General features: G+C 72.4%; 11 protein-coding genes. 2 read left to right on the top strand and 9 right to left on the bottom strand.

Going from position 1 to position 11,327, the window contains the following annotated elements:
* Positions 1 to 80 precede the first annotated feature (80 nt).
* The 8 genes from ACIQWA_RS23585 to pgsA form a co-directional block, all read right to left on the bottom strand.
* Positions 81 to 839, bottom strand: a complete 759-nt coding sequence (locus tag ACIQWA_RS23585) for a YebC/PmpR family DNA-binding transcriptional regulator (RefSeq protein WP_360230121.1) — start codon at positions 837 to 839, stop codon at positions 81 to 83.
* A gap of 89 nt (positions 840 to 928) precedes the next feature.
* A complete protein-coding gene (gene pdxT / locus ACIQWA_RS23590) occupies positions 929 to 1,546 on the bottom strand; it encodes a pyridoxal 5'-phosphate synthase glutaminase subunit PdxT (protein ID WP_402485393.1) in 618 nt (205 codons plus the stop codon).
* Positions 1,547 to 1,641: 95 nt separating this feature from the next.
* Positions 1,642 to 2,553 (bottom strand): pyridoxal 5'-phosphate synthase lyase subunit PdxS, encoded by a 912-nt coding sequence (gene pdxS / locus ACIQWA_RS23595; RefSeq protein ID WP_030286348.1) that lies wholly within the window; start codon positions 2,551 to 2,553, stop codon positions 1,642 to 1,644.
* A 128-nt stretch (positions 2,554 to 2,681) separates the two neighbouring features.
* Positions 2,682 to 3,227: a hypothetical protein gene (locus ACIQWA_RS23600; protein WP_402485396.1), complete on the bottom strand. Its 546-nt coding sequence runs from the start codon at positions 3,225 to 3,227 to the stop codon at positions 2,682 to 2,684.
* 43 nt (positions 3,228 to 3,270) lie between these two features.
* Positions 3,271 to 3,639, bottom strand: coding sequence for a 5-carboxymethyl-2-hydroxymuconate Delta-isomerase (locus ACIQWA_RS23605; protein WP_402485399.1), 369 nt, complete (start codon positions 3,637 to 3,639; stop codon positions 3,271 to 3,273).
* 121 nt (positions 3,640 to 3,760) lie between these two features.
* Complete coding sequence (locus ACIQWA_RS23610) at positions 3,761 to 4,936, bottom strand: glycosyltransferase family 4 protein (RefSeq protein ID WP_360230130.1); 1,176 nt, start codon at positions 4,934 to 4,936, stop codon at positions 3,761 to 3,763.
* A gap of 41 nt (positions 4,937 to 4,977) precedes the next feature.
* On the bottom strand, positions 4,978 to 5,943 hold the full coding sequence (locus tag ACIQWA_RS23615; RefSeq protein ID WP_402485402.1) for a phosphatidylinositol mannoside acyltransferase: 966 nt from the start codon (positions 5,941 to 5,943) through the stop codon (positions 4,978 to 4,980).
* Positions 5,944 to 5,959: 16 nt separating this feature from the next.
* Positions 5,960 to 6,607 (bottom strand): phosphatidylinositol phosphate synthase, encoded by a 648-nt coding sequence (gene pgsA, locus ACIQWA_RS23620; protein ID WP_360230134.1) that lies wholly within the window; start codon positions 6,605 to 6,607, stop codon positions 5,960 to 5,962.
* Positions 6,608 to 6,850: 243 nt separating this feature from the next.
* On the opposite strand from pgsA, the gene ACIQWA_RS23625 reads away from it, so the two are divergent.
* Positions 6,851 to 8,899, top strand: a complete 2,049-nt coding sequence (locus ACIQWA_RS23625; RefSeq protein WP_402485405.1) for an elongation factor G-like protein EF-G2 — start codon at positions 6,851 to 6,853, stop codon at positions 8,897 to 8,899.
* Here the strand turns inward: ACIQWA_RS23625 and ACIQWA_RS23630 are convergent.
* Positions 8,887 to 9,333, bottom strand: coding sequence for a thiol-disulfide oxidoreductase DCC family protein (locus tag ACIQWA_RS23630; RefSeq protein WP_402485408.1), 447 nt, complete (start codon positions 9,331 to 9,333; stop codon positions 8,887 to 8,889). The genes ACIQWA_RS23625 and ACIQWA_RS23630 overlap by 13 nt on opposite strands.
* A 200-nt stretch (positions 9,334 to 9,533) precedes the next feature.
* Between ACIQWA_RS23630 and ACIQWA_RS23635 the strand changes: the two genes are divergently transcribed.
* The gene (locus tag ACIQWA_RS23635; protein ID WP_402485411.1) at positions 9,534 to 11,180 is read left to right on the top strand and encodes a hypothetical protein; all 1,647 of its coding nucleotides are present in this window, start codon (positions 9,534 to 9,536) and stop codon (positions 11,178 to 11,180) included.
* The last annotated feature ends 147 nt before the right edge of the window (positions 11,181 to 11,327 follow it).

Below are 11,327 nucleotides of genomic sequence, written 5' to 3' on the forward strand. Positions count from 1 at the left end.
ACGACACCGGCCCGGCGGTCCTGGGACCACCGGGCCGGGCAGTGAGAACGATCACTCACCGACGTACGGGCGACGCCGGGTCACTCGGAGTCGAGCTGCGCGCCGACCTCGTCGGAGATGTCGAAGTTGGCGAAGACGTTCTGCACGTCGTCGCTGTCCTCCAGCGCGTCGATCAGCTTGAGGATCTTGCGGGCGCCCTCGACGTCCAGCTCGACCTGCATGCTCGGGAGGAAGTTGGCCTCGGCCGAGTCGTAGTCGACACCGGCGTCCACCAGCGCGGTGCGCACGGCGACCATCTTGGAGGCCTCGGAGACGATCTCGAAGGAGTCGCCGAGGTCGTTGATCTCCTCCGGCTCCTGGTCGAGGACGACCTCGAACAGCTTGTCCTCGTCCACGCCGTCGGCCTTGGGGACGATCACGACGCCCTTGCGGTTGAACAGGTACGACACCGAGCCCGGGTCGGCCATCGAGCCGCCGTTGCGGGTCATCGCGACGCGCACGTCGGAGGCCGCGCGGTTGCGGTTGTCGGTGAGGCACTCGATCAGGACGGCGACACCGTTCGGGCCGTAGCCCTCGTACATGATGGTCTGGTAATCGGCGCCGCCGGCCTCCAGACCGCCACCGCGCTTGACGGCGCGGTTGATGTTGTCGATCGGGACCGAGCTCTTCTTCGCCTTCTGGATGGCGTCGTAGAGGGTCGGGTTGCCCGCCGGGTCGGGACCGCCGGTACGCGCCGCCACCTCGATGTTCTTGATCATCTTGGCGAAGAGCTTGCCGCGCTTGGCGTCGATCACGGCCTTCTTGTGCTTGGTGGTAGCCCACTTAGAGTGGCCGGACATCGCCAGCTCCTTTACGTCGCCAAATGGAAATGAAACAGCTGAGATCTTACCGGTGTCGTCACCGGTGGGACGCACACGGCCACCACCGCCTAGCGGGCGGCGAGGTGCTCCTCGACCATCCGCACGAAGTAGGCGTGCACGCGGTGGTCGCCGGTGAGCTCCGGGTGGAACGAGGTGGCCAGCAGGTTGCCCTGGCGCACGGCCACGATCCGGCTCTCCGGGCCGTCGGCGCCGGGCAGCTCCGCCAGCACCTCGACGCCCGCGCCGACCGCCTCGACCCAGGGGGCGCGGATGAAGACGCCGTGCACCGGCTGCTCCTCCAGGCCCTTGAAGGCGAGGCCGGACTCGAAGGACTCGTTCTGCCGGCCGAAGGCGTTGCGGCGCACCGTCATGTCGATGCCGCCGACGCTCTCCTGGTCCTCCCGGCCGTCGAGGATCTTGTCGGCCAGCATGATCATTCCCGCGCAGGTGCCGTACACCGGCAGGCCGGCCGCGACCCGCTCGCGCAGCGGCTCCATCACGCCGAACAGCAGGGCCAGCTTGGACATGGTGGTGGACTCCCCGCCGGGGATCACCAGCGCGTCGACCTCGGCCAGCTCCTCGGCGCGGCGCACCGGACGGGCCAGCGCGTCGGCCTCGGCCAGCGCCACCAGGTGCTCGCGGACGTCGCCCTGGAGGGCGAGGACGCCGATGACTGGAGTGCTCACGGTCTTCAACCTCTATCGATCGTTACTACGGAAGGACGCGGCGCGGCCCGCCGCACACCGAGGCGCTGCGGCGGGCCGGGCGAAGGGCGGGGTGGTTACCAGCCGCGGTTGGCGTAGCGCTCGGTCTCCGGCAGGGTGTCGCAGTTGATGCCGACCATGGCCTCGCCCAGGTTGCGGGAGGCGTCCGCGATGATCTTCGGGTCGTCGAAGAAGGTGGTGGCCTTCACGATGGCGGCGGCACGCTTGGCCGGGTCGCCCGACTTGAAGATGCCGGAGCCGACGAAGACGCCCTCGGCGCCCAGCTGGCGCATCAGCGCGGCGTCGGCCGGGGTGGCCACGCCACCGGCGGAGAACAGCACGACCGGCAGCTTGCCGAGCTCGGCGACCTCCTTGACCAGCTCGTACGGGGCGCGCAGCTCCTTGGCGGCGGCGTACAGCTCGTTGTGGTCCAGCGCCCGCAGGTGGCCGATCTCGTTCTTGATCTGGCGCAGGTGGCGGACGGCCTCGACGACGTTGCCGGTGCCGGCCTCGCCCTTCGAGCGGATCATGGCCGCACCCTCGGCGATGCGGCGCAGGGCCTCGCCCAGGTTGGTGGCGCCGCAGACGAAGGGGGTGGTGAAGGCCCACTTGTCGGAGTGGTTGACCTCGTCGGCCGGGGTCAGCACCTCGGACTCGTCGATGTAGTCGACACCCAGCGACTGCAGGACCTGGGCCTCCACGAAGTGCCCGATGCGGGACTTGGCCATCACCGGGATGGAGACCGCCTCGATGATCTCCTCGATCATGTTCGGGTCGGACATGCGGGCCACGCCGCCGTCCTTGCGGATGTCGGCCGGAACCCGCTCCAGCGCCATGACGGCCACCGCGCCGGCGTCCTCGGCGATCTTCGCCTGCTCGGCGTTGACCACATCCATGATCACACCGCCCTTGAGCTGCTCGGCCATGCCGCGCTTGACCCGGGCGGTACCGATCTGCGGCTGGTCTGCGGTGGTGGGGGTGGTGGACACGTGAGACCTCACTCGAAGATTAACCAGTGCTATCGCCCTATGGTAGGCAGATCGGATGGCCCAACCATGCGCCACCAAGTCCAGCCCGGACGACGGGATGCGACAAACGGGCCGTATCCGAGGACAGCCTAAGCAGGCGCTCCCTCGGGCGTAAGGGCGGGCGGCGGGGCGTCGTCCATCTCGAAGGCCAGCGGGAACGGCGCCTTGCCCGCCAACCGGAAGTACCGCACCAGCCGGTGCTCCCGCACCGCCCGCGCCGCCCGCACCGCGTCGTTGTGGAACCGGCGGGCCATCGGCACCCGCCGCACCGCGGCCGTCAGATCACGAACCGCCTCGTCGCCCCCCGGCTCCGCGACCAGCGCCGCCACCTGCTCCGACTCCTCGAACACCGCCCGCAGCGCCAGGCTCAACTGACTCTCCGCCACCTCGCGCTGCTCGTCATCGGCCTGCCGGGCCGCGTGCGCCGCGTCCAGCAGCAGCAGCGAGGCCGCCGGGTCCAGCAGCGAGGACGTCGCCAGCTCCATCGCCACCGAGGCCCGCCGGACCAGCTGCGCGTCCAGCGCCGCCCGCGCGGCGTCGATCCGGGCGTGCAGCCGGTCCAGACGGCCGGCCGTCCAACTCAGGTACATGCCGAACAGCACCACGGCCACGCCGGCCCAGATCCAGGTAGTCACGGTCCGCTACGTTACCGGGTGTCACCGGCCGACCCGCCCGGTGTCAGCCCTGGACGACTCCGCTGCGGTAGCTCTCCCGGTCGATGTCCGCGATGTTCACCGCGGTGAACAGCCGCGTCCCCGGCGCCGGCCGCACGTGCTGCGCCAGCAGCGCCAGCACGCCCTCGCTCAGCGCCGCCTTCGCCTCCGGCGTACGGCCCGGGAACACCTGGAACTCGACGTACACCTGGGCGTCGCCCACCGGCCCGTCGGAGCCGACCACCAGGTCCTCGCTCTGCCGGAACAGCGTCTTGCAGGACCCCGGCTTGGCGTCGATCGTCTCCTCCGCCAGCCGGTTGATCGCCAGGCCCAGCGCCCGGCGCTCGAAGGACCCGGCCAGGCCGGACGAGTAGTCGACGGAGATCTGCGGCATCGTTTCCCCCAGGGGTCACAGTGGTGCGGTCGGCCCGACCCTAACCCCACCGACACCGGGCGCCACCCACGCCCCGGCCGTCAGTCCCGGGCCAGGGCCTGTGACTCGCCCCTCGCTTTCGTCACCGGCGCGTCCTTCGGCTCGGAGCGCTGCGCTCGTCCTCCTCGACCACCGCCGCCGCCCCGGCCGTCACCGTCTCGTACACCGCCAGGATGTCCGCGCCGACCGTCGACCAGTCGAACCGCCGCACGTGCCGCGAGGCCGCCTTGCGCAGCTCCTCCAGCCGCCCCGGGTCCCCCAGCAGCCGCAGCGCCGTACGGGCCAGCGCGTCCGCGTCCTCCACCGGGAACAGCTCCCCGGCGTCCCCGCCGTCCAGCACCTGCTTGAACGCGTCCAGGTCGCTGGCCAGCACCGGGGCGCCCGCCGACATCGCCTCGACCAGGATGATCCCGAAGCTCTCGCCACCGGTGTTCGGCGCCACGTACAGGTCCACGCTGCGCAGCAGCCGGGCCTTCTCCCGGTCCGAGACCATGCCCAGGAACTCCACTTGCGCGCGCACCTCGGGCGCCAGGCCGGCCACCGCCTCCTCCTCGTCGCCCTTGCCGGCGACCAGCAGCCGCACCCCCGGCCGCTCCGCCAGGATCCGCGGCAGCGCCGCCAGCAGCGTCGGCAGGCCCTTGCGCGGCTCGTTGATCCGGCCGATGAAGCCGATCGTGCCCGGCTCCCCCGCCGCCGCACCGCCCGTCCACCGCTCGTCCGGCTCGGCCTCCGCGAAGAACCCCACGTCCACCCCGTTGGGGATCACCACCGCGTCCCCGCCCAGGTGCTCCACCAGGGTCCGCCGGGCGTACTCCGACACCGCGATCCGGGCCCGCATCTTCTCCAGCCCCGGCTGGAGGATCGGCGAGGCCGCGATCATCGCCCGCGAGCGCGGGTTCGAGGTGTGGAAGGTGCCCACCATCGGCCCGGTCGCCGACCAGGCCGCCAGCATCGACAGGCTCGGCGAGGCCGGCTCGTGCACGTGCAGGATGTCGAAGCGCCCCTCGCGCAGCCACCGCCGCACCCGGGCCGCCGACAGGATGCCGAAGCTCAGCCGGGCCACCGACCCGTTGTACGGCACCGCCACCGCCCGCCCCGCCGAGACCACGTACGGCGGCAGCGCCTCGTCGTCCTCGGCCGGCGCCAGCACCGACACCTGGTGCCCCAGACCGATCAGGTGCTCGGCGAGGTCCCGGATGTGGAACTGCACCCCGCCGGGGACGTCCCAGTCGTACGGGCAGACGATGCCGATCTTCACGGGTTCCTCAAGCTTCCTTCAGGCAGTCGTACGGGCCGGACTCAGGCGCCGGAGGCCTCGGCGGCGGGCTCCTTCACGGCGGCGGCGCGCACCGCCGCGGACTCTCCCCGCACCGTCTCACGGGCCGGCAGGTCGGCGAGCCAGAACTTCTGCAGCATGTGCCAGTCCTGCGGGTGCTCGCCGATCCCCTTCTGCCACACGTCGGCCAGCGCCTGGGTCATCGCCAGCGTCCGCGCCTTGCGGTCGCCCTCCTCCGGCACCCGCACCTCCGGGTGGATGACCCCCCGCAGCACCGGACCGTCGTACCAGAGCGTCACCGGCAGCAGCGCCGCGCCGGTCCGCTGGGCCAGCGCCGCCGGCCCGGCCGGCATCCGGGTCGGCTCACCGAAGAAGGACACCTCGATCCCGGCCTCCGAGAGGTCCCGGTCCCCCACCAGGCACACCAGCTTGCCCGCGCGCAGCCGCCGCGCCAGCGTGCCGATCACGTTCACCCCGCCGCCGGACAGCGCCAGGACCTCCATGCCCTGCCCCTCCCGGAACTCGACGAACCGGTCGAACAGCCGCTCCGGCTTCAACCGCTCCGCGACCGTCGTGAAGGGGTGGCCCAGCTGCGCTATCCAGGTGCCCGCCAAGTCCCAGTTGCCCATGTGCGGCAGCGCCACCACCGCGCCCCGCCCGGAGTCCAGCACCTCCCGCAGGTGCTCGTAGCCGTCCACCTGGACGTCCCGCAGGACCCGCTCCCGGCTCCACACCGGCAGCCGGAAGGACTCCATCCAGTACCGCAGGTAGGAGCGCATCCCGGCCCGCGACAACCGCCGCAGCGCCGCCTCGTGCAGGCCCGGACGCACCCGGCGCAGGTTCGCCTCCAGCTGCCGCACCCGCGGCCCGCGCCGACGCCAGGCGTAGTCCGCCAGCCGGTCGAACAGCCACCGCGCCACCGGCTCCGGCAGGTGCTTCAACACCGCCCAGCCCAGCGCGTACGCCCAGTACACCAGTCGGTCCGTCACCGCAGAACGCCCCCCATCAGCTCCCGGCCGCCGCTCGGTCGGCCTCGAACGCCTCACGGCGCACGGTCACCATCCGCTGGACCACCGTCACCAGGCTGCCCGCCGCCACCAGCCACAGCGCCACCGGCAGCAGCCACTCCACGTACGGCACCCCGAACACGTGCAGACCGGCCACCCCGGCCGCCACCAGGCTGATCACCAGCCGCTCGGCCCGTTCCACCAGCCCCGACACGTCGCACGGCAGGCCCTGGCTCTCCGCCCGCGCCTTCGTGTACGACACCACCAGGCCGCTGGCCAGGCAGAAGATCGCCACCGCGCAGAGCAGGTCGTTGTCGCCCTTGCCCGCGTACCACATGGCCAGACCGCCGAAGATCGCCGCGTCCGCGACCCGGTCCAGCGTGGAGTCCAGGAAGGCGCCCCACTTGCTGGTCCGGCCCAGCTGGCGGGCCATGTTCCCGTCCACCAGGTCCGAGAAGATGAACAGCGTGATCGTGATGGTGCCCCAGAAGAACTCCCCGCGCGGGAAGAACACCAGCGCACCGGCCACCGAACCGGCCGTACCGATCAGCGTCACGGCGTCCGGGCTCACGCCCAGCCGGATCAGGAACGCGGCGAACGGGGTCAGAACACGTGTGAAGAAGGCACGCGCGTATTTGTTGAGCATGGCCTTCCCAGCCGCTCCGATCTCCCAGGTACCCGCCTGGCGCAACACGCGCGGCAGACGGCCGGACGAATGAGCCCGCCCGGCGCACCCATCGTAGCCACGCCCGGGACACGCTCCGACGCACGCACCGCCGGACGCCCCCCGGCCACGACCCCCGGCTGCGACCCCCCGCACGACACGCGCCCGACAGGCCCCGACCCTAAACTGCCAAGGACAGCTTCGGCGCCACGGGAGGAGACCCCGATGCCCGACCGCAGCACCGCACGAGCCGGCCAGGCACCCGCCGTCACCGGCCCCACGGACCTGCGCAACGTCGTCCTCGTCGGCTCCAGCGGTGTGGGCAAGACCACCCTCGCCGAATCCCTCGCCCTCGCCGCCGGCGCCACCGGCCGCCCCGGCCGCGTCGCCGACGGCACCACCGTCTCCGACCACGAGGACATCGAGCACCAGCAGCAGCGCTCCGTCCAGCTCTCGCTGCTCCCCCTCGAGTGGAAGGGCGTCAAGATCAACCTGATCGACCCGCCCGGCCACCCCGACTTCGCCGCCGACCTGCGCGCCGCCCTGCACGCCGCCGACGCCGCCGTCTTCGTGGTCTCCGCCACCGACCCGGTCACCGCCCCCACCCGCGCCCTCTGGCGCGAGTGCGCCGCCGAGGGCATCCCCCGCGCCATCGCCGTCGCCAAACTCGACCTCGCCCGCGCCGGCTTCGACGACATCCTCACCAGCTGCCACGACGCCTTCGAACTGGGCCCGGACACCCTGCGCCCGCTCTTCCTGCCCGTCCTCCACGACGGGCACCCCGACGGCAGCGTCGACCTCCTCACCGGCGACACCTACGGCGACGCCGACCCCCTCCCCGACACCGGCCCCGCCCACGACAGCCTCGTCGAAGCCATCTCCGGCCAGGACGACACCCTCATGGAGCGCTACCTCTCCGGCGACCCCCTCGACGCCGACTCCCTCGAAGCCGGGATGCGCCGCGAAGTCCTCGACTGCACCCTCCACCCCGCCGTCCCCACCAGCGACAACGGCCTCGGCGCCGCCGAACTCCTCGACCTGATCGCCCACACCTTCCCGAACCCCACCGAACGCACCCGCCCCGCCCCCGCCTGCGACCCCGACGCCCCGCTCGCCGCCCAGGTCGTCCGCGTCACCGGCGACGCCTACGTCGGCCGGATCAGCCTGCTGCGCCTCTACGCCGGCACCCTGCGCCCCGACAGCCGGATCCACCTCGCCGGCCCCGCCCACACCGCCGACCAGAACGGCGACGAACGCGTCACCGGCCTCACCAGCCCCTTCGGCAAGCTCCAGCGCCCCGTCCCGCACGCCGTCGCCGGAGACCTCGTCTGCGCCGCCAAACTCACCAGCGCCCGGGCCGGCGACACCGTCCACGACCCCGGCCACCCCGTCGAACTCGACGGCTGGACCCTCCCCGAACCCCTGCTGCCGATCGCCGTCGAAGCCCACAGCAAGGCCGACGACGACAAGCTCTCCCAGGCCCTCACCCGGCTGACCGCCGAGGACCCGGCCCTACGGCTGGAACAGAACCCGGACACCCACCAGCTCGTCCTCTGGTGCACCGGCGAAGCCCACGCCGAGGTCGTCCTCGACCGGCTGCGCACCCGCCACGGCGTCCACGTCGACACCGTCGAGCCCAAGGTCGCCCTGCGCGAGACCTTCGGCACCGCCGCCGCCGGCCACGGACGGCTCGTCAAACAGTCCGGCGGCCACGGCCAGTACGCCATCTGCGACCTGGAGGTCGAACCCCTCCCGGCCGGCTCCGGCTTCGAGTTCCAGGAACACGTCGTCGGCGGCGCCGTCCCCAAGCACTTCATCCCCTCCGTCGAGAAGGGCGTCCGCGCCCAGCTCGCCAAGGGCGTCGCCACCGGCTTCCCGCTCGTCGACATCCGGGTCACCCTCACCGACGGCAAGGCGCACTCCGTCGACTCCTCCGACGCCTCCTTCCAGAACGCCGCCGCCCTCGCCCTGCGCGACGCCGCCGAGCACGCCGTCATCCGCCTGCTCGAACCCGTCTCCGCCGTCAGCGTCCTGCTGCCCGACGAGTACCTCGGCGCCGTCCTCGGCGACCTCTCCGCGCGCCGCGGCCGCGTCCTCGGCACCGAGACCGGCGGCCAGGGGCTGACCCTGCTGCGCGCGGAGGTCCCCGAACTCGAACTCGTCCGCTACCCGGTCGACCTGCGCTCGCTCACCCACGGCACCGCCGAGTTCTCCCGCGCCTACCTGCGCCACGAACCCATGCCCGCCGCCCTGGCCGAGCGCTACACCGACTGAGCGGCCTTCCGGTTCGGCAGCGCGCACGCCGCCGTGCCCCCCGGCATCCGGTGCCGGTTGCGCGACACCCAGCGGTACACCGCACCCGCCACCGGCCGCACCGGCGCCAAGGTCAACAGCGCGCCCAGGTACGCCCACGCGCCCCCGGTGCGCAGCAGCAACCGCGCCACCGCCTGCGCGCCCCCGTACACCCGGCCGGCCGGCGTCACCCACAGCACCTCGCGCTCGGCCCGCTCGGCCGACACCTCGCCGCGACCGCCCGCCAGCGCGTCCAGCTCCGCCAGGTCCGCGAACTGGAACGGCACCGAATCCCAGCCACCCGAGGCCAGCGTCTGCCGCAGGTACCGCTCCCCCCAGCGCACGCAGGACGAACAGAACGCGCAGTCCCCGTCGAAGACCAGCACCGGATCCTTCACCACGACAACCCCCTTCATCGCCTTCACCTCCCATCCTCCTCCACCCCCACGCCGACGGCCCGGGCGGGTATCGACCCGGCCGAAGCTGGGCATCATGCCCCTCGAGCCCGGGTGCGGCCGGAACGCACCGCTTCGTGACGGTAGTTCAGACGATCATCCGCGCAGGGGTGCCACGGCACGGTAACCTGCCGCTGACAAGGGGAGGAGCAGACGCCACCGTGGCCACACTCGACATGACCCCGGGTGCGCAGATACCCCGGACCGACACCGGCCCGCAGACGGCCGTCACCCAGGCGCTCTCCTCCGCCGCCTACCGCGACGGCGAGATCGACAAGTTCGTCACCGACGTCCCCGAGGCCAAGCAGAAGAAGGGTCGCTTCGCGCTCTTCCGCCCCAACCTCGGCGAGGCCTACAGCAAGGCCCTGATCTCCCGCGCCCTCGGCGGCGACCGCAAGCCCCTCGTCCCCTCCTTCGGCGTCGACACCCGCCAGGTCGTCGAGCACTGCCTGGCCGCCGAGGAACTCCGGCACGCCCGCGACCGGCAGCTCAGCACCGTCACCGTCGTCACCGGCCTGCTGTTCCTCCCCGGCACCCTGATCTGGCTCGGCGCCTTCCAGCTGCGCGCCTGGCTCAAGCGGGACAACGCCCGGGGAGCCGACACCTACGGTGCCCTCGCCCTGATCGCGGCCGCCGTCCTGGCCGGGTTCCTGCTGCTCCGGCCCCCGGCGGCCGGCTTCCTCGGCATCTACCTGCGGATCACCATGCTCGCCCCGGTGCTCGGCTGGTACCTCGCCCGCCGGATCGTCGAACGCTCCGCCACCGACCTCCGCTCCCGCTGGCAGGCCCTGGTCGAGGGCAGCGCCGTCGCCGCCACCGTCGCCAAGGCCGTCCCCCGCGACGACCTGGACAAGAAGGCCAACGAGCTGCGCGACAAGCTCGGCCGGCTGGACGCCGAACAGGAGACCAACGTCCACCACTACGCCGGCCCCAAGGGCATCCTCGGTGCCGGCCGCCGCTGGGGCGAGTGGCGCCTGGCCGACACCCTGCACCCCGCCGAGGGCCACGCCGACTTCCGGGCCTTCCACCCGTGGGACCTGATCCGCCGGATCTCCGCCCACCTCAAGGGTCTCGGGATCAGCCACGTCGCCAACAGCGGCATCCCCAACGTCGCCGTCAAGCAGTGGGCGGTCTTCGACATCAGCGAGGGCGCCGACGAGATCAGCCGCCCCGGTGGCGCCGACATGGACGGCGAGCGGATGCGCGACTTCGCCGTCCAGAGCCTCGCCGACAAGCAGACCTTCCCCGGCGGCCCCCGGCACTACCTGGCCACCCAGTTCATCACCCACGACGGCAAGCTGATCATCACCTTCACCGTCACGGTGACCCTGCTCGCCAACGTGCTCAGCATCTCGGTGGCCGGCTACGCGCTCGGCCCGGTCAAGGGCGTCTTCTTCGACAAGCCCAAGGACAAGGAGAAGTCGGTCGCCAAGACGGTGAAGTTCTGGGAGGAGCGCACCGTCAAGCTCCCCCTGATCGACAACGACGAGGTGGTCCGCCAGGCCGTCCGCGCCCCCTTCCACAAGATGCCCGGCCTGCTCGGCTGGCTCGGCGGCGGCCTCGTCCTGCCCGAGCCGTTCGGACTCCGGCACTCCTGGGTCGGCACCGCCTGGAACAACCGCTCGATGGTCGACAACGCCCTCAACGCCTCCGTCCCGGTGCTGAACGCGGTGCACACCGCCACCCTGGAGTTCCTCCAGGAGCACGACCTGGACGCCGACCGGTTCTTCAAGAACCGCACCTCGATCATCAAGTCCGAGGCGCAGGGCACCCGCCCGTACAAGGTCGACGAGTTCAGCGCCGACTGACCGGGAACGAGAACGACGTGGGGAGAGGGGGCCCCCCCCCCCCCACCCCCCGGGCCGGCCCCCCCGCCCCCCCCCCCCCCGCCCCCCCCCGGCGCGCGGCCCCCCCCCCCCCCCCGGCGGGGGGGGCCCCCCGCCGCCGCCGCCCCC

It is taken from the genome of Kitasatospora sp. NPDC098652 (assembly GCF_044760155.1).
Lineage (GTDB): Bacteria > Actinomycetota > Actinomycetes > Streptomycetales > Streptomycetaceae > Kitasatospora.

What these genes read in the sequence shown, in the direction of transcription:
- ACIQWA_RS23630 (WP_402485408.1), bottom strand. Translation starts at nt 9,333, where the DNA reads ATGAAGGGGGTTGTCGTGGTGAAGGATCCGGTGCTGGTCTTCGACGGG.
- pgsA (WP_360230134.1), bottom strand. Translation starts at nt 6,607, where the DNA reads ATGCTCAACAAATACGCGCGTGCCTTCTTCACACGTGTTCTGACCCCG.
- ACIQWA_RS23625 (WP_402485405.1), top strand. Translation starts at nt 6,851, where the DNA reads ATGCCCGACCGCAGCACCGCACGAGCCGGCCAGGCACCCGCCGTCACC.
- ACIQWA_RS23605 (WP_402485399.1), bottom strand. Translation starts at nt 3,639, where the DNA reads ATGCCGCAGATCTCCGTCGACTACTCGTCCGGCCTGGCCGGGTCCTTC.
- ACIQWA_RS23585 (WP_360230121.1), bottom strand. Translation starts at nt 839, where the DNA reads ATGTCCGGCCACTCTAAGTGGGCTACCACCAAGCACAAGAAGGCCGTG.